The 24,516-nt window shown below is 58.7% G+C and carries 21 protein-coding genes; 1 reads left to right on the top strand and 20 read right to left on the bottom strand.

Annotated features, from left to right (window positions below; all coding sequences use genetic code 11):
• Positions 1 to 53: 53 nt before the first annotated feature.
• The 20 genes from COA55_RS13385 to leuC form a co-directional block, all read right to left on the bottom strand.
• The gene (locus tag COA55_RS13385; protein ID WP_290502567.1) at positions 54 to 2,090 is read right to left on the bottom strand and encodes a DUF3488 and transglutaminase-like domain-containing protein; all 2,037 of its coding nucleotides are present in this window, start codon (positions 2,088 to 2,090) and stop codon (positions 54 to 56) included.
• Positions 2,090 to 3,004: a DUF58 domain-containing protein gene (locus COA55_RS13380; RefSeq protein ID WP_290502566.1), complete on the bottom strand. Its 915-nt coding sequence runs from the start codon at positions 3,002 to 3,004 to the stop codon at positions 2,090 to 2,092. The genes COA55_RS13385 and COA55_RS13380 overlap by 1 nt, the downstream gene beginning before the upstream one ends.
• 51 nt (positions 3,005 to 3,055) lie before the next feature.
• The gene (locus tag COA55_RS13375; protein WP_290502565.1) at positions 3,056 to 3,967 is read right to left on the bottom strand and encodes a MoxR family ATPase; all 912 of its coding nucleotides are present in this window, start codon (positions 3,965 to 3,967) and stop codon (positions 3,056 to 3,058) included.
• Between the two features lie 46 nt (positions 3,968 to 4,013).
• Positions 4,014 to 5,228: an O-succinylhomoserine sulfhydrylase gene (locus COA55_RS13370; RefSeq protein WP_290502564.1), complete on the bottom strand. Its 1,215-nt coding sequence runs from the start codon at positions 5,226 to 5,228 to the stop codon at positions 4,014 to 4,016.
• A 173-nt stretch (positions 5,229 to 5,401) separates the two neighbouring features.
• Positions 5,402 to 6,925, bottom strand: a complete 1,524-nt coding sequence (purF, locus tag COA55_RS13365; protein ID WP_290502563.1) for an amidophosphoribosyltransferase — start codon at positions 6,923 to 6,925, stop codon at positions 5,402 to 5,404.
• Between the two features lie 11 nt (positions 6,926 to 6,936).
• Positions 6,937 to 7,431, bottom strand: a complete 495-nt coding sequence (locus COA55_RS13360; RefSeq protein ID WP_290502562.1) for a CvpA family protein — start codon at positions 7,429 to 7,431, stop codon at positions 6,937 to 6,939.
• 180 nt (positions 7,432 to 7,611) lie between these two features.
• Positions 7,612 to 8,235, bottom strand: a complete 624-nt coding sequence (locus tag COA55_RS13355) for an SPOR domain-containing protein (RefSeq protein ID WP_290502561.1) — start codon at positions 8,233 to 8,235, stop codon at positions 7,612 to 7,614.
• Between the two features lie 34 nt (positions 8,236 to 8,269).
• A complete protein-coding gene (locus tag COA55_RS13350) occupies positions 8,270 to 9,502 on the bottom strand; it encodes a Mur ligase family protein (RefSeq protein ID WP_063538683.1) in 1,233 nt (410 codons plus the stop codon).
• Positions 9,495 to 10,376 carry an acetyl-CoA carboxylase, carboxyltransferase subunit beta gene (accD, locus tag COA55_RS13345; RefSeq protein WP_290502560.1) on the bottom strand — a complete coding sequence of 294 codons (882 nt, stop codon included), beginning with the start codon at positions 10,374 to 10,376 and terminating at the stop codon, positions 9,495 to 9,497. The genes COA55_RS13350 and accD overlap by 8 nt, the downstream gene beginning before the upstream one ends.
• 12 nt (positions 10,377 to 10,388) lie before the next feature.
• Complete coding sequence (gene trpA / locus COA55_RS13340; protein ID WP_290502559.1) at positions 10,389 to 11,192, bottom strand: tryptophan synthase subunit alpha; 804 nt, start codon at positions 11,190 to 11,192, stop codon at positions 10,389 to 10,391.
• Positions 11,193 to 11,301: 109 nt separating this feature from the next.
• The gene (gene trpB / locus COA55_RS13335) at positions 11,302 to 12,513 is read right to left on the bottom strand and encodes a tryptophan synthase subunit beta (RefSeq protein WP_063519949.1); all 1,212 of its coding nucleotides are present in this window, start codon (positions 12,511 to 12,513) and stop codon (positions 11,302 to 11,304) included.
• On the bottom strand, positions 12,506 to 13,162 hold the full coding sequence (locus COA55_RS13330; RefSeq protein WP_063519950.1) for a phosphoribosylanthranilate isomerase: 657 nt from the start codon (positions 13,160 to 13,162) through the stop codon (positions 12,506 to 12,508). The genes trpB and COA55_RS13330 overlap by 8 nt, the downstream gene beginning before the upstream one ends.
• A 73-nt stretch (positions 13,163 to 13,235) precedes the next feature.
• Positions 13,236 to 14,039, bottom strand: coding sequence for a tRNA pseudouridine(38-40) synthase TruA (truA, locus tag COA55_RS13325; RefSeq protein WP_290502558.1), 804 nt, complete (start codon positions 14,037 to 14,039; stop codon positions 13,236 to 13,238).
• A 178-nt stretch (positions 14,040 to 14,217) separates the two neighbouring features.
• Positions 14,218 to 17,406 carry a FimV/HubP family polar landmark protein gene (locus tag COA55_RS13320; protein ID WP_290502557.1) on the bottom strand — a complete coding sequence of 1,063 codons (3,189 nt, stop codon included), beginning with the start codon at positions 17,404 to 17,406 and terminating at the stop codon, positions 14,218 to 14,220.
• Positions 17,407 to 17,571: 165 nt separating this feature from the next.
• Positions 17,572 to 18,588 (bottom strand): aspartate-semialdehyde dehydrogenase, encoded by a 1,017-nt coding sequence (locus COA55_RS13315; protein ID WP_290502556.1) that lies wholly within the window; start codon positions 18,586 to 18,588, stop codon positions 17,572 to 17,574.
• 20 nt (positions 18,589 to 18,608) lie between these two features.
• Positions 18,609 to 19,721 carry an aspartate-semialdehyde dehydrogenase gene (gene asd, locus COA55_RS13310; RefSeq protein WP_063521567.1) on the bottom strand — a complete coding sequence of 371 codons (1,113 nt, stop codon included), beginning with the start codon at positions 19,719 to 19,721 and terminating at the stop codon, positions 18,609 to 18,611.
• Positions 19,722 to 19,798: 77 nt separating this feature from the next.
• Positions 19,799 to 20,875 (bottom strand): 3-isopropylmalate dehydrogenase, encoded by a 1,077-nt coding sequence (leuB, locus tag COA55_RS13305; RefSeq protein ID WP_290502555.1) that lies wholly within the window; start codon positions 20,873 to 20,875, stop codon positions 19,799 to 19,801.
• Between the two features lie 35 nt (positions 20,876 to 20,910).
• Positions 20,911 to 21,357: a hypothetical protein gene (locus COA55_RS13300; protein ID WP_290502554.1), complete on the bottom strand. Its 447-nt coding sequence runs from the start codon at positions 21,355 to 21,357 to the stop codon at positions 20,911 to 20,913.
• A gap of 21 nt (positions 21,358 to 21,378) precedes the next feature.
• Positions 21,379 to 22,023: a 3-isopropylmalate dehydratase small subunit gene (leuD, locus tag COA55_RS13295; protein ID WP_063519625.1), complete on the bottom strand. Its 645-nt coding sequence runs from the start codon at positions 22,021 to 22,023 to the stop codon at positions 21,379 to 21,381.
• An 11-nt stretch (positions 22,024 to 22,034) separates the two neighbouring features.
• A complete protein-coding gene (leuC, locus tag COA55_RS13290; RefSeq protein WP_290502553.1) occupies positions 22,035 to 23,453 on the bottom strand; it encodes a 3-isopropylmalate dehydratase large subunit in 1,419 nt (472 codons plus the stop codon).
• Between the two features lie 187 nt (positions 23,454 to 23,640).
• Here leuC and COA55_RS13285 point away from each other — a divergent pair, with 187 nt between their 5' ends.
• Entirely contained in the window at positions 23,641 to 24,516 is an 876-nt protein-coding gene (locus COA55_RS13285; protein WP_082872387.1) for a LysR family transcriptional regulator, read from the top strand.

The raw sequence follows: 24,516 nt of genomic DNA, 5'->3' as shown, positions 1-24,516 counted from the left end.
ACCCAAGCAATCATTGCAACGCATACCAGCGTACCCGCCTCCCGGCTAGCACACTAGTCCAATAATTTGTATAAGCGATTTCGCAGGCCACGTAAATGGCGCATTTGCTGTTTACGGGTTTTTTGCCGTGGATCGTACAGTGCACGCTGGTAGTAACGGGCCCAATCCTGGGCCGGGCTGGCCGCTCGTGGCCAGCGCTCTGCTATGGTGCTGGCCAGTTGCGAAGGCGTTACCCCGGGGGCCAACGCCAGCCCGCAGGCCTGAGCACGCTGATGTAACCGCCAGAACTCCTTCTCCAAGGGCGACTGACTATGGGCTGGGTTGCGCCAGAACAGGTACAGGCCATACAGCCCCAGCAGCAAGGCCACAGACACCATCAACGTAATAGCCACACGCAGCGGTGTCACTTGCCCCAGCAGCTTGCTCAGCACGGACAACTGCAGCTGGCTGTCGTAGCCCAGCACCCAGGTCTGCCAGCGGAAATCCACATAATCGGCCCACTCACGCATGACGCCCAGCAGGCCGCTGTCGGCAAAGCCATCAAATTGAATACCGCTTAGCTCACCCCCGGAATCACGCTCTTCAAGCGCGGCTCGTAAACCTCGCTCCACGCGTTCTGGCGCCACGGCACCGGTGGGGTCCACCCGCACCCAGCCCTGCCCCTCAAGCCACACCTCACTCCAGGCATGGGCGTCGTATTGACGCACCAGCAAGTGGGAACCCAGACTGTTCTGTTCGCCTCCCTGATAGCCCACCACCACCCGGGCAGGGATTCCGGCAGCGCGCATCAGGAAGGTAAAGCTGGAGGCATAATGCTCGCAGAACCCCTTGCGCGAACGGAACAGGAAATCGTCAATGGGGTCGGCCACCAGTTTGGGCGGTCGCAGCGTATAGTGGAAAGGCTGTTGGCGAAAATACCTCAACGCCTGCTGCACCACTGCCGCATCCGACGGGTTCTCAAGGCGCCACTGCTGGGCGAGACCACGGGCACGGCGGCCGCTCTCGTCAGGAATCGACAGCATCAGCGCTTTCTCTTCTGCAACCAATGGCAGTCGCCGGGTTGCCGCCGGTACACTGACCACCTGATAGCTCTGCCGTTGGCTCACCGGGTTGTTCGCCACCAGCCGCATGTCCCGGGCCAGGCTGACGCCTCCCTCACTGACAAAGGGTACCGGCATGGCAAACAGCCAGCGGCGCTGTGTAGGTTCAACTATAACCTGGTAGGCATAGCTGGTGCCGTCGCCCCGCCCGGCTGTCAACGCATCCACCCAGTCCGGGGTCGGCCCACGGCCGCCGTACAGGTAACGAGCCTCATCCATGCCGCGAGGAATGGCCTGCTGCCAGGCCCGGCCATCAAAATGGCTCAATGTCAGGCCGCGCCAGTAGCGCTCTGCCGGCGGCGGCATATCGCCGTCAAAAACGACGCGGAACGCCAGTGCGGACGACTCTGACAGCTCGCTGATCTGCCCGGGGGCCATGCTGTCGGTCATCCCGGTGCGGGCTTTTCCGTTGCCCACCTGCATGTTCCACAGAGGCGCCACTCTGGGCACCAGCACAAACAAAATCAGCATCAAGGGGACCGCCTGGGCCATGATGATGCCAGCGCGTTTAAGGTGCTGCAGGCCGCTGGCACGGGTATCGCTATGATTAATGCCCGCCAGGCAGGCGGTGAGTAGCACCATGCACAGCAACACATAGAGGAACATCAGCGGACTTTGCGAGAACAGCAACGACGTCGCACAAACAAAGAAGCCCAGCACCAGCAAGACGTAGGCATCGCGCTGACTGACCACTTCCAGATACTTGAGCCCGAACAGCGACACCAACAGGGCCACCCCCGCTTCCGGACCGTACAGGCGGCCGAAGCTGTAAAAGGTGAGCGCCACCGCCCCCATCAACAACAGGCTGCGGATAATACGCCCGGGCAGCGCCACCCGCTGGCGGTTGACCAGGGCACGGATCGCGATCACCAACGCAAACAGGCCACCCTGCCAAAGCGGGCCTTTGAGTAGCTGAGGCAGCGCACAGAACGTTACCGCAAGCGTCAGCCAAAGCCGGGTATGGGAAGGAACCTGGTAAATACGCGCCATCAGAACTCCGGGTAACAGGCCAGCGCATCCAGCAAGCGCCAGCGATGCACATCACCGGTATCCGGTGCCAATGTCAGGCCCGGCAACACCAACCCATAGGGCTGGTGCTGCCGATCCAGCTCCAGCACCCAGTGACAGAGAATGGAAAGCCGTTGTTCATCACCCAACCCTTCCAGCTTGTCCCAGCGTAGCCAGAGCCGCCCGCCCACAGGCTCTTCGAACAACTTGGTATTCAGGCCGCGACCACGGGCATAGCCTTTCCAATCGATCTTGCGCAAGGAATCACCCGGCACATAGCGGCGCAACCCCTGAAACTCTTCGTTGCCGGGCTGGCCACTGCTGAATGCCCGCTGGTTGTTCTTGCCTCCATCGGCAGGGCAATCTTCACTTTCCTGCGGACGCGGCCAGGCCAGACAGTAATGATCAAGCGTCGCGTAGGACCAGGCACGCAGCAAACCAAGAGGAAAACGGCTTTCCACTTTCAGTCGTGGTGCCGAGATTTTGCCCCTTCTGGCCAACGGCAGATTCAGCCACAGGCTCTCCTCCTCCCCGGCCATGACACTCACTTGCTGTGCATCCTGCCCCGGCCAACGCAACCAGACACAGTGGTGTGCCCGCTGTTCAGCAAACAGCACCACTTCCAGTGCCCCTTCTTCGCCACTGAAGCCGGATTCCGTCGTGCCATTGCGCAGACCCAGGGCGGATAAATTGCGGAACGTATGCAGGATGGCCACCAGAAACAGGCTCGCCATCAGAAAAGACAGGGCCAGAATCAGGTTGTTTTCATAATTGATGCCACCGATAAACAGTAGCGCGGCCACTAACAGATAGAAGAACCCGTAGCCGGTAGGAAAAATAAAAATACGTTTCTGGTTCAGAACAATCTGACTGGCCGCCGGCAGACGGCGTGCCAACCATCGCTCGTACAGCCGGCGCGGTCCTTGAGGAAGCCTCACGATGCCGCCCTAGCGCCGTACCACAGGCACGGACTGGAGCAATGATTGGCTAATGGCAGCCACGCTGCCCCCTTGCCGGGCACTCAGGCGATGCTCTGCCACCGAGGCCCAGACCGCCTGCACGTCTTCTGGCAGCACATAGTCCCGGCCCGTAATCAGCGCCCAGGCCCGTGCCGCACGTAACAGCCCCAAACCCGCACGGGGTGACAGCCCCGCCACAAAGCGGTCATCAGAACGCGTGGCGTCAAGCAGCCGTTGCACATAGTCGAGCAGCTCGCGGGTAACACGAATTTTGCCCACTACCTGGGCCAGCTTCATCAGCCCTTCGCCATTGATCACCGCTTTCAACTCGCGCACCTGCTGGCGCAAATCGCCGCCGGCGAGCAGTTCCAGCTCCACATCCGGGGCCGGGTAGCCCAGGGAAATGCGCATCAGAAAACGGTCCAGCTGGGATTCCGGCAATACGAAAGTGCCAGCCTGATCCACCGGGTTCTGGGTCGCCACCACAAAAAACGGCGCGGGTAATGGCCGGGTCACCCCATCCAGCGTGACCTGCCGCTCTTCCATGGCTTCCAGCAAGGCGCTCTGGGTTTTCGGCGTGGCGCGGTTGATTTCATCGGCCAGCAGCAACTGGGTGAACACCGGACCTTCGCGGAGGGAAAATTGCTGGGTGCTGGGGTCGAATACGGACACACCCAGGATATCCGCCGGCAGCATATCGCTGGTGAACTGCACCCGCCGGTAATCCAGCTGGAACACCCTCGCCAGCGCATGGGCCAAAGTGGTTTTGCCCATGCCCGGCAGGTCTTCGATCAGCAGATGGCCATTGGCCAACATGCAGGTCAGCGCCAGTTTCAGTTGTTCTTCTTTGCCCAGTACAACTCGCCCTACCTGGGCCAGGGCTTTATCCAGTGCCTGCATGCGTCCCCTTTATGCATTGGTTGCAAATTCGGGCAGCGAGGCGGGTTCAAGCGCTGGCCAGCGCCTTCAGGCCGCGGCTCAGGTCTGCTTTCAGATCCTCCACTCCCTCCAGGCCAATGGCCAGACGAATCAGATTTTCCGTCACCCCTGCTCGCTGCTTTTCTTCTTCGTTGACTCGCCCATGGGTGGTGGTCGCCGGGTGAGTCACGGTTGTTTTAACATCACCCAGGTTGGCAGTAATGGAAATCAGGCGAGTGGCATCAATAAAGCGCCAGGCTGCCTGACGATCACGATTACCGTCAGCGTCTTCGACTTCGATGGACATCACCGCGCCATAGGCAGACTGCTGCTTGCCAGCCAGTTCATGCTGCGGGTGACTTTTCAGCCCGGCATAATGTACACGTGCAATGCCTGGTTGCGACTCCAGCCATTCAGCCAATGCCATGGCCCGCTCGCTTTGCGCCTTCATGCGCAGGCTCAACGTTTCCAGCCCCTTGATAAAGACCCAGGCATTGAAGGGGCTCATGCAGGAACCGGCAGAACGCACAAAGCCGAGAATGTCATTCATGGGTTCTTTAGGGCCGACCACGGCACCACCGAGGCAACGCCCCTGCCCGTCCAGGTATTTGGTGGCGCTATGGATAATCAGGTCAGCACCCAGCTCAATAGGCTTTTGCAGTGCCGGGGTACAGAAACAGTTATCCACCACCAGCAACGCCCCATTGTCATGGGCGAGCTTGGCCAGAGCAGCAATGTCACCGACTTCCGCCAGTGGATTCGACGGCGTTTCCAGAAACAACATTTTCGTTTCCGGGCGAATCGCCGCTTGCCACTGGGAAAGATCACTCATGTCCACCAGCGTGGTATCGATACCAAATTTCTTCAGGTAACGGTCGTAGATCACGTTGGTGGTGCCGAACACACTGCGCGAGCTGACGATGTGGTCGCCTGGTGCCAGCAAAGCGAAAAACGTACCGCTGATCGCCGCCATACCGGACGCGAAAGCCACACAGGCCTCGCCGCCTTCCAGAGCCGCAAGCCGTTGCTCAAAGGCACGTACGGTAGGGTTGGTAAAACGGGAGTAGATGTTGCCGGGCTCTTTACCACTAAACCGGGCCGCTGCTTGCGCCGCGTTTTCGTAGACGAAGCTGGAGGTCATGAAGATGGGATCCGAATGTGCCATTTCATCCGTACGCAATTGCGCGGTACGAATAGCCAGGGTTTCCACATTCAGGGTTGTCGGATCCAGATCATCACTCATGGTTTATTCTCGCTTTCATGCCGCACGCGACACGCAACAACGCGTCAGAGATTTGTGCCCAAAGGAAGTATCATTACACGCGAAAAAAGCCGAGTCGATTCGCAGCGACGGACTCATTCATCTGGCAGCACGCCTCAATTGCCTTGTTGCGTGTGGCGCGCTGCGTGCCCGCGTTAATTAGCGTTATGCAGATCAATAATTTCGTTATCCGCCAGGGCCTGGGTCTTCTCGCTGTTACCTTTGGCCGCGTCGCTTCGACGCGCTTCCAGGTTGGCCAGATAGTCCGGTGTGATATTGCCGGCCAGATACTCGCCGTTGAACACCGAGCAATCGAAGGACACCACATTGGGGTTGCCCTCCTTGCAAGTTTCCACCAGATCATCCAGATCCTGGTAGATCAACCGGTCAGCGCCGATCAGTTCTCCGATTTCATCGGTGGTACGACCGTGGGCGATCAGTTCCTGGGCCACCGGCATATCAATGCCGTAGACGTTCGGGTATTTCACTGCAGGCGCCGCTGAAGCGAAATACACTTTGCGGGCGCCGGCTTCCCGAGCCATCTGGATGATTTCGTTGCAGGTGGTACCGCGCACGATGGAATCGTCCACCAGTAATACATTCTTGCCCTGGAATTCCAGCTCGATGGCGTTCAGTTTCTGGCGCACTGATTTCTTGCGCTGTTGCTGGCCCGGCATGATAAAGGTGCGACCGATATACCGGTTCTTGATAAAACCTTCACGGTATTTCACGCCCAGATGATTAGCCATCTGCAAGGCGGACGTGCGGCTGGTATCAGGGATTGGAATGACCACATCAATATCGTGGTCCGGCCATTCACGCTCCACCTTCTCGGCCAGTTTCTCCCCCATGCGCAGGCGCGCCTTGTACACGGAGATGCCATCAATAATGGAATCCGGTCGCGCCAGATAAACCTGCTCAAAAATACACGGATGCAAGCTCGGAGATTGCGCGCACTGACGGGTATGCATCTCACCATCAGCGGTGATGTAAATCGCTTCGCCCGGAGCCAGATCACGCTCCACGTGGAAACCCAGGGAAGACAAAGCCACAGACTCGGAAGCCACCATGTACTCCGGTCCGTTGGGGGTGTCCTTGCGGCCAAAGCACACCGGGCGAATACCATGGGGGTCGCGGAAAGCCAGAATGCCGTAACCGGTAATCATGGCCACCACTGCGTAGGCCCCTTCCACCCGTTGATGGACTGCAGCCACCGCATCAAAGATGTCTTCCGGCTCCGGCTGCAACTTGCCGCGGCTTTGCAGCTCGTGGGCAAAGACGTTCAGCAGGACTTCGGAATCGGAGGTGGTATTGATGTGGCGCAGGTCGGCACGAAAGATATGCTCGGCCAGGGCTTCCGCATTCGTCAGGTTGCCATTGTGGGCCAGCGTAATGCCATAGGGAGAGTTTACATAGAACGGCTGGGCTTCCGCCGAACTGGAGCTGCCTGCCGTGGGATAGCGCACATGGCCAATCCCCATGTTGCCGACCAGCCGACGCATATGGCGGGTGCGGAACACATCGCGCACCATGCCGTTATCCTTGCGCAGGTAGAGACGATCACCGTCACAGGTCACGATACCAGCCGCATCCTGGCCACGATGCTGGAGAACGGTCAGGGCATCGTAGATCCCCTGGTTCACATGGCTATGACCGACAATACCCACAATGCCGCACATGGTACTTACCTCTAGCTGCCGCTTACATTCATGATAAAGGCGAGAAGACTCTCGCCAACGTCCCGGGTCCACGCTTCCATCATCACCAGATGCGGCACCAGGGTAGATTCGTGCCACCAGGGGTCAGCGGCAAACAGATGCCGACCCAGGGCAACCAGTACGACCATCAGCAAGACCCCGCGCAGGGCGCCGAACACCATACCCATCAATCGATCTGTACTGCTCAGGCCGGTCACGCGGATCAGCTCACCGAGCAAATGGTTGATGAGGGCTCCCACCGCCAACGTCAAGGCAAACAGGCTGCCGAAAGCGACAGCGGCCCGCAGGCTGGGGGTGGAGATCTGCTCCTGGAGAAGGAGATCCAGGGCCGGGCTGAACAGGCGCGCGATAATAAAGGCCGCTACCCATGTGAGCAACGAAAAGGCTTCGCGGGTAAATCCCCGGCGCACACTCAGAAGTGCGGAGACTGCGATAACAAACAGAATGATGCCGTCTGCCAGATTCATGTAAAGCGTGCTCTCGCCGGCGGGTTAGGGCTGAAAAAGGGCAATGCCGGACCAGGAAAAGGCGGACATCACCCTGCAAATACAGACGGCGCAGTTTATCAGAGGCGAACCCGCTTGCCCATGCATGGCCGGTTTTCCTGCTTTACGAAACAGGGACACAACCACACAGGCTGCCATCCGTCAGGGCACGTAAATCCGCACCAGCCCCTTAAGCTTGAAACGCTCGTCATCAGCCAGCTTCTGCCGGGTGGATTCGGCATCGTCCTTGCGAATTTCCGGCCCGACCATCACCCGATGCACCACTTTGCCTTCGTGGCTGTCGGTTTGTATGTATGCCCGATAGCCTGCGGCCTTGAGTTTATCGACCATGCCGCTGGCATTCTTGGCGTCGGAATAACTGCCGGTCTGCACCACAAAGCCGGCCAGCACAGGGCCATCGGCGGGGTCGATCTGGGGCGGTGTCACAGGTTCTTCCGGTGGCGGTACCGGCGCATTTTCCTTCACCGGCGTCACTGGCTCCGGCTCTTTCGGAACGGTTTTCGCGTTCTCATCGTTCAGCTGCTGCTCGGCAGCATCCCGGATTGCCTGGCGGTCAGTGACAATGCGCTCTTCCGCCGTGTCCAGGCGCTCCTGCGGCACTACAGGTTCAACCAGCACGGTTTTGTGTTCCGGCGGCTCGGGGATACGCATATCCAACGCATTGCGCACCTGCTCAGGAGTACGGAACAGGAATGGTGCCAGCGCCCCGGCCAGAATCAGTAACAGTACAATGCCCACAATGCGCTGACGCGCTCGATTATCCACCGGTTTCTCCATTCAGCATTCACTAGCACCGCCGTTACTGCGCCTGCTCGCGAGCTTCTGCCACGGTATAAAAGGAACCAAAGACGACCACCTGGTCCTCACCACCAGCCGCACCCAGCGCGGCGCGAGTAGCCGCCGCCACACTGGCATATTCCTGGTACTGCGCCGTGTCAGGCAGTCCCTCTCGCAATCTTGCCGTCGGTGCCGCACGGGGAATCTGCGGTGCCGCCAGGTACCACTGGACAGCCATGCCGTTAAATAGCCCAATCACCGCATCAACAGGTTTATCGACCATCATACCGAACACCAGATGCCGGGTCCCGGTACAGGGCGGCAGCTGCTGCAGAAAGCGTTGCACCGCCGGCAGATTGTGGCCCACATCAAACCAACAGGACACCCCACCGATGTGCTGCTGTTCGCAACGGCCAAACAGACCCAGTTCAGCCACCGCCACCACATCCGCATCGCCGCACTCAATGCCTACCAGAGCCAGGGCCTGGCAGGCCGTGGCCAGATTGTCAGCACCCAGGCGCACCTGCGTGGGCAAACGCAACTGTCGGTCGCCTGACAGAACCAACGCATCGTCCTCGACATGAAAGTCCCGGCCGGCAAACACCGCTCTTGCATCAAGCCCTGCGGCCAGCGAAACAAGGTTGTCCGGCCAGTCCATTTCGCCAAATACCAGCGGCTTGCCGGCCCGGCCAATGCCGCATTTCTCGGCAGCGATGGCCTCGCGGGTATCGCCAAGCCAGTCCTGGTGATCAAGACCTACGGACGTCACCACAGACACGTCGGGTTCGACAATATTGACCGCATCCAGTCGGCCACCCAGGCCCACTTCCAGCAGGATCAGGTCAGCAGCACTGGCCTTGAACAACCAGAGCGCCGCCAGCGTGGTAAATTCAAAATAGGTGAGCGGCACCCCTCCCCTGGCCTGTTCCACCTGGGCAAACGCCGCACATAACTGCGCATCGCTGGCCAGGCCTTCAGGCAGGCGAACCCGTTCGTTGAACACATGAAGATGCGGAGAGGTATACAGGCAGACCTTGCGGCCCTGGCGTTCAGCTAACGCCCTCATTAAACGCAGTGTGGAGCCTTTGCCATTGGTGCCGGCAACGGTAATCACGGGGACGGGAAAATGCGCCACCGCCAAGCGGGCAGCAACGCCGTGGAGCCGATCCAGGCCCAGTTCGATCTCGGCCGGGTGCATGGCCTCGATACGGCATAGCCACCCGGCCAGGGAATCAGGCAGAGAGGTGTCAGTCATTCAGCGCCAGCGGCGACCAGCCCATCATGTTGGCCAGCAAACGGTGAAGGGTGTCACGCATATCATGCCGGGACACGATCATGTCGATGGCGCCATGATCGAGCAAAAACTCACTTCGCTGGAAGCCTTCAGGCAATTTCTGGCGCACGGTTTGCTCGATAACCCGGGGGCCGGCAAACCCGATCAACGCGTTGGGCTCTGCCACATTCACATCGCCCAGCATGGCCAGTGACGCGGAAACGCCACCATAGACCGGATCGGTCAACACAGAAATAAACGGCAGGCCCGCCTGACGCATCTTCTCCAGGGCGGCACTGGTTTTTGCCATCTGCATGAGTGAGAACAGGGCTTCCTGCATACGTGCCCCGCCACTGGCAGCAAAGCACACCAACGGCATTTTTTGTTCCAGGCACACGTTCACCGCGCGGACAAAACGCTCGCCCACCACGGAGCCCATGGAGCCACCCATGAAGTTGAATTCAAAGGCGCAAGCCACAAGCGGCTCACCATGCAACGTTCCTTTCAAGACGACCAGGGCATCTTTTTCTTCTGTGGCTTTTTGGGCTGCTACCAAACGATCTTTGTACTTCTTGGAGTCCTTGAACTTGAGACGATCCACTGGCGCCAGCTCACCACCAATCTCCGTTTGTGCACCTTCATCCAGAAACAGCTTGAGGCGACGGCGCGCATCAATGCGCAAGTGGTGATCGCACTTGGGACACACATCCATGTTGCGGTCCAGTTCTGGCCGATAGACCACCCCTTCACAACGCGGGCACTTTCGCCACAACCCTTCAGGAATATTGTTGCGCCGGCTTTCCTGGGGGCGACGTACGGCGGGGAGGATTTTCTCCAGCCAGTTGCTATTGCTCATGCAAAGGTCCCGTTATTGATCCATGGCGTTACGCATAGCGCTGAGAATACCCCCAACCGCGTCATTAATCGCGTTCGGGGTGTCCTTGTTTTCAGCAATCTGGTTTACCAGGGCACTACCGACGACCACACCATCGGCTACCCGGCTCACCGCCTGCGCAGATTCAGCGTCTTTGATACCAAAGCCGACACCAATGGGCAATTGAGCAAGGTTGCGAATTGTTTCAACCCGGCTCGCCACTTCATCCACATTCAGGGTGGCGGAGCCGGTGACACCTTTCAGGGAAACGTAATACAGGTAGCCGGAACCGGCCTGGCCAATCAGCTTGATACGAGCATCCGAGGTGGTAGGCGCAACCAGGAAGATCATGTCCAGGCCCTGGGCATCCATCAGTGGCTTCACATCCAGCGCTTCTTCTGGCGGCAGATCCACCAGCAGCACCCCGTCCACACCCGCCTGCGCTGCGGCTTTGGCAAAGGCCTCGTAACCCATGACTTCCACCGGATTCAGGTAGCCCATCAGCACCACCGGCGTATCCGCGTTGGTTTCGCGGAATGTCTTCACCATATCCAGGATATCGCGGGTGGACGTGTTGTGCGCCAGCGCGCGCTCACAGGCGAGCTGGATCACTGGCCCGTCCGCCATGGGATCGGAAAACGGCACGCCCAGCTCAATGATATCGGCGCCAGCGTCTACCATGGCGTGCATCAGCGGCACCGTCACTTCTTTTACCGGATCACCGGCGGTCACAAAAGGAATCAGGGCCTTGCGCTTCTGGTCGGCGAGGCGCTGGAAGCAACTTTCAATACGACGCATTTCTGCTCCTTAAAACAGGTAGTGGAAAGCCTTCCTCCGGGCTTTCCGGGCCGGTGTCGTGCTTGACCACACGACACCGGCCGCTATAAGCCAACCGCCTGACATCGAATCAGAATTCGATCCCGTCAATGGCGGCCACGGTCAGAATATCCTTGTCGCCCCGGCCAGACAGGTTCACCACAATGTTCTGGTCCGGTGACATGGTGGGCGCCAATTTACGGGCATACGCCAGTGCGTGGGCCGATTCCAGTGCCGGCATAATGCCTTCCACCTGGGTTAGCTCACGGAATGCCGACAGGGCTTCCTGGTCGTCTGCGGCCACATAATTCACCCGACCAATGTCCTTGAGCCAGGAATGCTCGGGGCCCACGCCGGGATAATCCAGACCAGCCGAAACGGAATGCGTTTCGATAATCTGGCCGTTGTCGTCTTCCATCAGATAAGTGCGATTGCCATGCAGAACACCGGGGCGGCCCGCACTCAGCGGCGCAGCATGACGGCCAGTTTCGATCCCGTCTCCAGCCGCTTCCACCCCATACATGGCCACGCCTTCATCGTTGAGGAACGGATGGAACAGACCGATAGCGTTGGAGCCACCGCCCACGCAGGCCACCAGTGCATCAGGAAGCTGACCGGCTTGCTTCAGGCTTTGCTCCCGGGCTTCACGCCCGATAATGCACTGGAAATCACGCACCAACTGAGGGTAAGGATGCGGGCCGGCTACCGTACCGATGATGTAGAAGGTGTCATCCACGTTGGTGACCCAGTCACGCATGGCTTCGTTCATGGCGTCTTTCAGGGTCCGCGAACCGGAGGTCACCGGAATCACTTCTGCACCCAGCAACTTCATGCGATAAACATTGAGCTTCTGGCGCTCCACGTCTTCGGCACCCATGTACACCTGACACGTCAGACCCAGGCGAGCCGCGACCGTGGCGGTGGCCACCCCGTGCTGCCCGGCCCCGGTTTCTGCAATGACCCGGGGTTTGCCCATGTGCTTGGCCAACAGCGCCTGACCAATGGTGTTATTCACCTTGTGTGCACCGGTGTGGTTGAGATCCTCACGCTTGAGCCAGATCTTTGCGCCACCGAGCTGCTTCGACCATCGCTCTGCCAGGTACAGCGGAGACGGGCGCCCCACATAGTGGGCCAGGTCGTAGTCGAAATCCGCGCGGAACTGCGGATCGTCCTTGAGACGCGCATACATGGCGGTCAGTTCGTCCAAAGCCCCCATCAGGGTTTCGGAAACAAAGCTGCCACCAAATTGGCCAAAGTGGCCACGTGCATCAGGAAAAGCAGAAAAATCAGGGCGTTCAGACACCAGCTACTCCTCGTGTTTTGACACTATTGATAAAGGCGCGAATGGCGGCGGCATCCTTGATGCCGCCGCTGCGGCGACCCTGAACATTCTTCTGTTCAACGCCACCACTCACATCCACCGCCCATGGCCGAACCTGTGTCACAGCTGCAGCCACATTTTCCGGGTGCAGGCCACCGGCCAGCACCACGGGCAAGGGCAGGTCTTTCGGAACCCTGCCCCAGTTGAAAACTTCGCCGGTGCCGCCTGGCAGCCCCGGCACATAGCTATCTACCAGTAACCCCGACGCGTTGCGGTACGCCTGCGCGTACTCATGCAAATCCACGTCGTCCTTCATCCGCACCGCCTTGATCCAGGGGCGCCCGAAACTATCACAGTGCTGCGGGTCTTCATTGCCATGGAACTGCAGTACATCCACCGGCACGGTGGCCAGCACCCGGTTGATCTGGTCACGGGGGGCATCCACAAAAAGCGCCACCGTGGTAACAAACGGGGGCAGGCTAGCGCAGATCTGCGCCGCGCGAGCCGCAGTCACTGCACGGGGGCTGGGCCCATAGAAAACCAGACCAATTGCATCGGCACCGGCCTTCGCCGCCGCCAGGGCATCTTCAATTCGGGTAATACCGCAGATTTTGACCCGGGGTACGGTCATGGGTGCTCCAGTGTAACAAAAACCAGGGATTTTAGCGTGGTGCTTGAGGCATGCCGCGTGCTGCTCTTAATCATTATGCCTGAAGGTCATCCGGTAGCCACAGAGGCCCAAGCGAATCTTTCGGCAATGCAAAGCTGTCCGGGTACTCGATTTCCACCAGGTACAAGCCGAATGGCGGTGCCGTGGCTGCTCCTTTGCGGCGGTCACGTCCCTCAAGAACCTCCCTGGCCCAGCTTGGCGGCTTCTGGCCCGCTCCCACGCTCATTAGCACCCCGGCTATATTACGCACCATGTGCATCAAGAACGCGTTAGCATGGGCTTCCAGCACAAGCACTTTGCCGTGCTCGTAGAGCGTCAGGCTGTGCATCGTTTTCAATGGCGATTTTGCCTGACAATGCACGCTGCGGTAGGCGGTAAAGTCGTGCTCACCCACCAGGTGCGCAGCCGCCTCGCGCATGGCGGCCACATTCATCGGGCGGTAATTCCAGGTTACCTGATTGCGATACAGCGCCGGCGGGCGGGCATGGTTATAGATGACATAACGGTAGCGGCGGCTCACCGCGGAAAAACGCGCATGAAACCCGTCGTCCACCGGCACCGCCCACCGTACGGTCACGTCCCGCGGCAGATTGGTATTGGCGCCCATGATCCAGCTTTTCATCTCACGGGGAGCATCGGAATCGAAATGCACCACCTGCCCGGTACCGTGCACACCCGCGTCCGTTCGCCCCGCGCACACTACGGCTACCGGGTGGTTCGCGACTTTGCTCAATGCCGCTTCCAGGCACTCCTGGACCGTACGCACCCCGGGCTGCTGTGTCTGCCAGCCACGAAAGTCCGTGCCATCGTACTCAATACCCAACGCAATACGTGCCATGTTCCACCATGTCGTTACAGAAGCCTTCTTCGCAGCTCACCGCAAACAGCGGCTTCCCCACAGTGCCCGTCAGAAATATTGGCACAGGCTTCAGCGATCGATGGGAACGGAGAAGCCATAAAAAAAGGGGGCGATACCATAAGGCATCGCCCCCTTTTTGCCTAGGGAGAGAGGGGGATTAGCCCACTTGGCTGAGCAACTCCCGGGCTTCGGACTGCTGCTGGTCGTTACCTTCAGAGATCACTTCGTTGAGGATATCCTTGGCGCCTTCGTTATCACCCATGTCGATATAGGCTTTGGCGAGATCCAGCTTGGTCGCGTTCTCGTCAGTTTCACCCAGGAAGTCGAAGTCATCCTCATCAGCCAACACGTCAGCGCTGGACGGCGCCGGGGTGTCATCCGCCGGAGCATCAGGCACAGCAGCCGGCTCGATGGACATGGCTTCTTCCGTTGGCTCCTCCACATCGGCGACCTCAGTGTCAGTCACTTCAGGGGCATCGAAAGACAAGGTCTGATCGTCATCCAGATTCAGGTCGTCATCGCCGAGCAGGTCTTCCAGGGAGCCATCATCCGCAGCAGCCACCTGGTCCGCATCGATCTGTGCGTCAGCCATGGGTGCCGCATCTTCTTGCGGTGCATCCAGGTCCAGCGAGGTGATATCGTCAAGAGAGTCATCCCCCTCTGCGGAACCACCCAGTGACTTCTCAGCTTCGTCCAGCTCCAGATCAATATCCAGATCTGCCAGGGTGTCATCTTCAGTCGACTGTGGAGCCGCGCCGGTTTCGTCAGACAAGTCCAGATCATCCAGAGACAAATCCAGCTCTTCGTCAGCGGCCGGTTCGGCAGACAGATCATCGAACTCCGCATTCATTTCATCCAGACTCAGATCACCGAATTCAGTGTCATCTTCCAGAGTCGCGCTACCAACGTCATCCAGCTCCAACAGGGAGTCAGCAGACAGAGACTGCTTGTCCGCGTCAGACATTTCCGGCACTTCTTTTGCCGCATCATCGTCGCTGTCGAAATCCAGGCTGAAATCATCGTCCTGGGCACTGGCAGAAGAAGGCGATGCCTCGCTGTCCGCATCCAGCATGACGGTGGCGTCATCGTTGTCGGCTTCTGCAGAATCCAGCTCAAAGTCGAAATCCGCCAACTCATCAGTGCTTTCCGGCTCCAGAGACGGCGCTTCCGCTTCAATGGTCGGCGCACTGGCCGGCTCGTTATCCAGATCGGAGGACAGGCCCATTTCCAGATCGTCCAGGGAGAGCTCTTCATCATCCTCGCCCGACGGAGCCGGCGCACCACCCAAACGAGCAATGGCTGCGTCCACCTCAGTACCAGTGCCGGCATAGGCGGTTGCTTGTTGCTGGAATGCTGCGTCGTCGCCCATTTCTTTCAGCAGTTCCAGCAGACGCACTTTCAGGTCTGCCCGTTCCGGTGATTTATTGATTTCGTTGCGCAGGAAGTCAACGGCTTGTGGGTAGCGACCGTAGGCCACATACACTTCCACATCTTCCAGCGGATCCTGGCTACCGCCCTGCCCTTGTACCGGCGGTGCGTCGGCAGCGTCATCTTCATCAACAGTGGTAACGGCGGGCGCGCTTTCGTCGTCCAGATTCAGGCCGAACTCATCGTCCTGCTGATCATCGACATCATCAAACAGCGGCTCATCCAGATCTTCATTGTCATTTTTCTTCTTGCCCCGCAGGAGCAGGACAATCAGAAGCACTATGACCAGCACACCCAGCAGGATGTACAGCAGGTTTTCCATGATCAGGTCGACAATGCCGCCACTCTGGGCAACCGGCGGCTGTGCAGGCGCCACTGGCTCAGGCTTGGAGACTGGCTCTACCGGTTTAACCGCGCTGTCCGCCGCAACGTCTTTGTCATCGGCAGTGTCAGCAACGCTCTGTGACTCTTCTGCATCACCGGCATCGGTTACACCACCCTGTTCCGCTGCTTCCTCATCGGAACCTTCCAGAACAGCAACGTCATCACCAGCGGCTTGTTCAGCCTCTTCCTGAGTAGCGTCAGCAGCGGCAACAGAGTCACCCGCTTCACCAACATCCGCAGTGGCGTCGTCTTCAGCCGGAACTTCCGGCGCTGCCGGCTCTTCCAGCAGCGGGTCATTTTCCGGCGATGCAACACCCTGCTCTTCGCGCAGCTGGCGCAACTCTTCCTGCAACTGGCTAATCTGGTCGTTACGCAACTTCAGCAGCTGTTCGCTGGTGGAACTTTGCTCTTCCAGATCACGCAGGCGGGATTTCAGCTCAGAATTTTCACGATCCAGGCGATCCAGACTCTCATCGCGAATCGCCAGCTCGTTCTCCAGCACCGCAGTATTGGCGCTGCCCTGTTCGTCAGAACCCGTACTGTCGCCATCATCAACGCCGGCAGTGGATTCCGGAGCAACCAGCTTCACTTCACCGCGGGTTGGCGTCTCAGCCTCATCATCGCTGTCTGTGACTTGGCGAGAACCATCAATCTGGGCACGCTGCGGGGTTTGGATGCCTCGTTTTTCCAGCATGTCACGCCATTGGCGGTTCTGATCAGCGACTTCCGCAATAGCGGAACGGGTGGAGATGGTGCGCACTTCCTGCTCGTTAGGGATACGCAGAACGGTGCCTTCACGCACCAGGTTCACGTTGTTATTGATGAACGCATCCGGGTTCATCTCCTGAATCGCCACCAGCATCTGTTGCACCGACACACTGTTCGAGGGGCGATTATTCAGGGCGATTTGCCACATGGTGTCACTGGAACGCACGGTATAACTGTTGCGCGGGCTGTTATCGGCTACTGCCGGTGCAGACTGAACCTGCTGAGGCCCCGGTTCGATGGCGGGCTCAGGCGCTCTGTCAGGCTGGGATGTTGTCGCGGCTGCGGGCGCCGGCGCAGGAGTAGGCTCGCTGCGAGTCACTGGCTGCGGCACACGACTGATGGTCGGCGCAGCGGTTACGCTGCTATCGGCAAAGCTGGGCGGGTCCAGCAATACCGTATATTCACGCATCAGGCGGCCGGTGGGCCACAGGAATTCAACCAGGAAGTTCAGGTAAGGTTCACGCACCGGCTGGTCCGTAGAAATATGCAGCTGGGCCTTGTCACCCTCCTGAAGCTCTACAGAAAATTCCAGACGATTGAGGAAATAGCTGCGATCAACGCCAGCAGCATCGAATTCTGACTGGGGCGCCAGATTCACCAGAATCTCTTCTGCTGACAGGTCGCCGACCTCGTGCAGAGAAACATCCATATCCAGGGGCTGGTTCAAATAGGAATTAAGCTGGTATTCCCCTACCCCCAATGCTGCCGCTACGCCAGGCGCCATCATCGCCACAGCTGTTAAGCCAAACCCAAGTTTTCGAAGCATGGTCGAACCCTTTATTTATTATGTTTCCCGCGCTCAGCCCGATCCCGCGGGCCCTACGGATGTACCCGAGGCGGCAAGCTGTCCTATATGACGCCGTTCACATATTCTGCCTCAGGGCAGAGACAAAACCTAGAAACCGCGTCACATAATGTCAGTAAGTATCCATTACAGATAGTCTTTTAGCAACTTCTCGACTATTTTCACCGCGTTCAACGCAGCCCCCCAACGGACATTATCGGCAACGCTAAAATAGCTCAACGCCCCGCCCGCTTCCATCTCTTCACGGACCCGGGAAAGTCGCATTACAGGCTCACCTTCCACCATGGCCACTGGCGACATGGCTTGCGGATCATCACTGTCCTGCACCGATATATCGTCATTGCCCTCCCACAAGGCATGGCATTGCGCTGCCGACAGCCCTTGCATGCTACGTACGGTGACACTCTGCCCATAACCATAAAAAACCGGCACCCGCACCGTGGTGACCTGGATGGACAGGGGCTGATCCGCCAGAATCCGGCGGGTTTCCAGCATCAATTTCAGCTCTTCGCTGGTGAAGCCGTTTTCCTGAATCTGACCACTCACCGGCAGTACATTGAAGGCAATTTGCGCCTGCGCCGCTTCACTGGGAGACAGGCCATTGAGCAAACGCACGCTTTGCTGGGCCAGCTGGTCCACCCCGGACTTGCCGGTGGCGGATGCCGCCTGGAACTGGGTCACCACCACGTCCTGCAAAGGACCCAGTTCGGTCAGCGGTTTCAAGGCGCGCAGCAACTGAACCGTGGAGGCATCAGCGCAGGCCACCAGGTTTTGCTCCCGGGCCTGAGCCAGCATCTCGTCGTTCACATCGGCCACCACCAGCGGAATGTCAGCCTCATAACGGTAGGCCGGTGACAGGTCCACCACTACAGCGCCGGCTTCCGCCGCAGCCGGCGCCAGGGCCTGGCTCACCGACGCTCCCGCCGCAAACAGCACCACTTCCACCTGGGAGAAATCGAAATCCTCTGCGGTGCTCACAGTGAGGGTTTTGCCGGCAAACGCGATCTTGCTGCCGGCCCCATTTTCGGAAGCCAAAACAAAAAGCTCGCCGACCGGAAATTTCCGATCAGCGAGCAGTTTGATGATGGCCTCTCCGACCAGGCCGGTTGCACCGACGATGGCCAGATTGATAGACCGATCCATCACTTACCTCTATTGGGCGCTTAGCGCTCGAGAAGAATTCGCAGCATACGGCGCAGCGGTTCAGCCGCACCCCACAGTAGCTGGTCACCCACGGTGAAGGCGTTGAGGAACTCGCCGCCCATGTTCAGCTTGCGCAGGCGGCCCACCGGAATCCCCAGGGTACCGGTCACGGCGGTGGGGGTGAGATCCCGCAGCGTCTCTTCCTTGGTGTTCGGCACCACTTTCACCCAGTCGTTGGACTTGGCAATGATGTCGTTCACTTCGTCCATGGGTACATCGCGGTTGAGCTTCACGGTCAACGCCTGGGCGTGGCAACGCATGGCACCAATACGCACACAGGTGCCATCCAGAGCAATCGGATTGCCGCTACGGCCGAGAATTTTGTTGGTTTCCGCCTGGGCTTTCCATTCTTCCTTGCTCTGACCGTTCTCCATTTCCTTGTCGATCCAGGGCAACAGGGAACCGGCCAGCGGGAAGCCGAAGTGCTCACGGGGCATGGCATCGCTGCGCATGCTTGCCGCCACTTGGCGATCGATATCCAGAATGGCACTGGCAGGATCCGCCAATTTATCGGAAACATCGCCGTGAATCTTACCCATCTGGGCAATCAGCTCACGCATGTTCTGTGCACCAGAACCGGACGCGGCCTGGTAGGTCTGGGCGCTCGCCCACTCCACCAGCCCTTCATTGAACAATCCGCCCAGAGCCATCAACATCAGGCTCACGGTACAGTTGCCACCCACAAAGTCTTTGGTGCCACTGTCCAGAGCAGAATCCACCACGGAACGGTTCACCGGATCCAGCACAATGACGCTGTTGTCCTGCATACGCAGCGTGGATGCTGCATCAATCCAGTAGCCATCCCAGCCCGCTTCGCGCAGCTTGGGGTAAACCTCGCTGGTGTAATCGCCACCCTGACAGGTCACGATCACGTCCAGCGCTTTCAGTTCATCAATATTCTTGGCATCGCCCAGGGCCGGAATATCCTTGCCCACGTCCGGGCCAGCCTGTCCAACCTGGGAGGTCGAGAAAAAGACCGGTTCGATATCTGCAAAATCATTTTCGGCAGTCATGCGCTCCATCAATACGGAACCCACCATGCCACGCCAGCCGACAAAACCGACTTTCTTCATTAGAAACTGTCTCCTGAAAGGATTGCCCTTTCTATCAGTGAATCAATGCGCGTGTGCGCCTGTGCGTCATGCCTCAGTCATGCTTGTGACAAAGCATCCGCGACGGCGTTGCCCATTTCTTCGGTGCCCACTTTGCGAGTGCCCTCGGTGTAGATATCCGCAGTACGAAGCCCTTGATCAAGAACACGCTCTACAGCGGCTTCAATGGCATCAGCCACATCACCACGCTCCAGGCTGTAACGCATCAGCATGGCCAGCGACATAATGGTCGCCAGCGGGTTGGCGATGCCCTGGCTGGCAATGTCCGGTGCCGAGCCGTGGCAGGGTTCGTACAAGCCCTTGCGGTTTTCATCCAGTGACGCGGAGGGCAACATCCCGATGGAGCCGGTGAGCATGGCGGCTTCATCGGAGAGAATGTCACCAAACAAATTGCCGGTGACAATCACATCAAACTGTTTCGGCGCACGCACCAGTTGCATGGCCGCGTTGTCCACATACATGTGTGACAACTCGATCTCCGGGTAGGCCTTTGCCTCCTCGGTGACCACTTCTTTCCAGAGTTCGGTGACTTCCAGCACGTTGGCCTTGTCCACCGACAGCACGCGCTTGTCACGTTTCATGGCCAGTTCAAAGGCCACTTTCGCGATCCGGCGCATTTCCGACTCGGTGTAGACATAGGTGTTGAAGCCTACACGCTCGCCGTTTTCTTCCTTGATACCGCGAGGCTGACCGAAATAGATGCCACCGGTCAGCTCGCGCACAATCAGGATATCCAGCCCGGATACCACTTCCGGTTTCAGGCTGGAGGCATCCGCCAGTTGCGGAAACAGAATGGCCGGGCGCAGGTTGGCAAACAGCCCCAGTGACGAGCGCAAACGCAACAGGCCACGCTCGGGGCGCTTGTCGCGTTCAATGGTGTCCCATTTCGGACCACCAATGGAGCCGAACAAAATAGCGTCGGCGGCACGGGCTTTTTCCAGCGTACCTTCCGGAAGCGGGTCATTTTCCGCATCCACCGCTGCGCCCCCGACCAGGGCTTCATCCAGCTCCACCTCGAGCCCGAACTTCTGCTTGGCCACGTTCAGCACCTTGACCGCTTCTTTCACGATCTCCGGGCCAATACCGTCACCGGGCAACACCAACACCTTGCTCATTACTGCTTCCTGTCTACTACTGCCCTTGCGGGCGATTAAAAGTCTTTGGTTACCAGAACATCATCCGGCGCGGACGCCTTTACCAGCTCCAGGGTGTAATCTTTCTTGCCCTCAGCGGCACTGATGCGAACCTGATAGATGCCACCTTGTGCGAAGTTGTGGCGGAACTTGCCGAAACGAAGAATGCCCGCCTGGTCAGCAAACACTTCCACTGAATGCTTTCCGGCTTCAATCTGCACACTCTGCGCGCCCGCTTGCTCAGTAATGCGCTCGCCATCCACCTTGAACAGGGATGCCTTGGCTTCGCTACTGGTGGGCATCTGCCACCCGGCATCTTCGCCCTGCGCCGTCGGGGCCGCCAGCTGGTTATCCACGCTCAACGTGGCCGCCTGCTCCCCGGTGGGGGCGTCATACATGCCTGTGGATGCACAGCCAGCCAGCATCAACATCGAAACCAGCGACAGCGAAAGTAAACGCAACATACAACCTCCTTGGTTATTCTTTTAATGGTCGGCAAAAACCCAGGGTTCGCGTTCCATGCGACCTTTTTCGTAAGCTCGAATCGCATCCGCTTCATTCAGGGTCAAGCCAATTTCGTCCAGACCATTCAGCAGACAGTGCTTGCGGAACTCATCAATCTCAAAAGGCAGCGGCTCTCCGGTTTCGGGGATCACCTGCTGGCCTTCCAGATCAATAGTGATCCGATAGCCTTCCTTGCCATTAACAGCCTGAAACAGGGCTTCCACGTTATCCTCCGACAACACGATGGGCAATAACCCGTTTTTGAAACAGTTGTTGTAGAAGATATCGGCAAAGCTCGGGGCGATGATCGCCTTGAAGCCAAAATCCATCAACGCCCAGGGCGCATGCTCACGGCTGGAACCGCAGCCAAAATTGCGCCGGGTGAGTAGAACGCTGGCTCCCTGATAGACAGGCTGATTCAGCACAAAGTCCTTATTCAGTGGGCGAGCACTGTTGTCCTGACCCGGAAAGCCTTCGTCCAGATAACGCCATTCGTCAAACAAATTGGGCCCGAAACCGGTCCGTTTGATGGACTTGAGAAACTGCTTTGGAATGATCTGGTCGGTGTCCACATTGGCACGATCAAGCGGAGCAACCAGACCATCATGACGCACAAACTTTTCCATGGGTTTGCTCCTTATGCCTGATCGAGTTCGCGAATATCAACGAAATGGCCTGCCACCGCCGCCGCTGCCGCCATGGCCGGGCTGACCAGATGCGTACGGCCGCCATTACCCTGGCGCCCTTCGAAGTTACGGTTCGAGGTGGAAGCGCAGTGCTCGCCGGCTTCCAGTCGGTCCGGGTTCATGGCCAGACACATGGAACAACCCGGCTCACGCCACTCAAAGCCTGCCGCCACAAAGACCTTGTCCAGGCCTTCTTTCTCCGCCTGCTGCTTGACCAGACCGGAGCCCGGCACCACCAATACCTGCTTGACGCTACCGGCTTTCTGACGGCCCTTGGCTACTTCCGCCGCGGCGCGCAGGTCTTCGATGCGCGAATTGGTGCAAGACCCGATAAAGACCCGGTCCACCTTGATGTCCGTCACCGGCATGCCTGGCGTCAGGCCCATGTACTCATAAGCACGGCTCATGCCTGAGCGTTTGACTTCATCGCTCTCCGCCGCCGGGTCCGGCAAGTTGGCATCCACCGGCACCACCATTTCCGGGCTGGTGCCCCAGGACACCTGGGGCTTGATGTCCGCCGCATCAATGTTGACCTCCTCATCGAAGCGGGCATCGGCATCAGAAACCAGCGTACGCCAGTAGGCCTCCGCCTTGTCCCAATCCGCACCCTTCGGGGCAAACGGGCGGCCTTTCACATAATCGATGGTCACATCATCCACCGCCACCATGCCCGCTCGGGCGCCGGCCTCGATGGCCATGTTGCAGACCGTCATGCGTCCTTCCATGCTCAAGCTGCGCATGGCACTGCCCGCAAATTCAAGCGCATACCCGGTACCGCCAGCGGTGCCAATCACGCCGATGATATGCAGCACCACGTCTTTCGCGGTGACGCCGGGACCAAGCTCACCCTCAACAGAAACGCGCATATTGTTCATTTTCTTGGCCACCAACGTCTGGGTGGCCAAGACGTGCTCTACCTCACTGGTACCAATACCGTGGGCCAGGCAGGCCAACGCACCGTTGGTGGAGGTGTGGGAGTCACCACAAACGACCGTCATGCCCGGCACCACAGCACCCTGCTCCGGCGCCATCACATGCACAATGCCTTGGCGTACATCGCCAATTCCGAACTCGGTGATACCGAATTCACGGGTATTGTCTTGCAGCGTCTGCACCTGAATCCGCGAGGTGTCATCGGCGATGTCGGCGGCACTCTTGAACGGGGTTGTCGGCACGTTGTGATCAATGGTGGCCACACTGGCACTGGTCCGCCACGGCTGACGACTCGCCAGGCGCAGGCCCTCAAACGCCTGGGGCGAGGTCACCTCATGGATGATCTGGCGATCAATATAGATCAGCGCAGAGCCATCTTCGCGCTGGGTAACGAGGTGGGCTTCCCACAATTTGTCATAGAGGGTTTTGCCTGCCATGTCTTTCTCCTGAACCGTAGCGTAGTGCCGCAGCATATTGTCACAACTACAAGCGGGTTTATCACTGGGGCTGGTTTCTCACTGGTAATTAATGTAGAACTACGCCATCAATAAATCCAATTCATATTTTTCATTTTTAAGATAACCAATTATTATCCCCTGTACCGACACTGTGGATGCCCCGGGAATGATCGACACCCCAACGCTAACCGCCTTTATGGCCGTTGCCGAAACCGGCTCATTTTCTGCCGCAGCTGAGCGCCTGTACATCACTCAGCCTGCCATCAGCAAACGGATTGCCCTGCTGGAACAACAGCTTGAGGCCCGCTTGTTTGATCGTGTGGGCCGCCAGATCCAACTGACGGAAGCCGGTCGCTCACTGCTGCCGCGCGCACGCCAGGTACTGATGGACGTGGAAGACATGGCCCGCGCCATTCACGATTTATCCGGAGAAGTGGGCGGTAAATTGCGAATCGGCACCAGCCACCATATTGGACTGCACAGACTGCCACCGGTTCTGCGCCAGTTTTCCCGGGATTACCCGCTGGTGAAGCTGGACATCCATTTCATCGATTCCGAAGAAGCCTGGGAAGGTGTACTGCACGGGGAGCTGGAAATGGGGGTGGTCACCCTGCCCCCGCAGCCGGATGAGCGCTTGCACAGCGAAGTCATCTGGAACGACCCGCTGGTGTTCATGTGCGCACCGGAACACCCGCTGGCGAAGCAGGAAAACCTGACCCTGGAAGCCTTCACCGATCACAGCGCCATCCTGCCTTCACCGATCACCTTTACCCGCGGCATCGTGGAGCGGCTGTTCGATGAGCATAACCTGAAGCTGGATATCGCCATGTCCACCAACTACCTGGAAACCATTCACATGATGGTGTCCATCGGTCTGGGCTGGAGCGTGCTGCCCGCCACCATGGTGGATCGGGGCATGGTGCAGCTGCCTGTGGATGCGCCACTGCCGCAGCGCCAGCTGGGTGTCGTCACGCACCCGGCCCGCAGCCAGTCCAACGCGGCGAAGGCCTTCCTGCGCGCCCTGCGTAGCCAGGTTATGTGA

The organism is Alcanivorax sp. (genome assembly GCF_002733835.1).
Classification (GTDB): Bacteria; Pseudomonadota; Gammaproteobacteria; order Pseudomonadales; family Alcanivoracaceae; genus Alcanivorax.
This window is presented reverse-complemented; position numbering and strand designations above follow the sequence as displayed.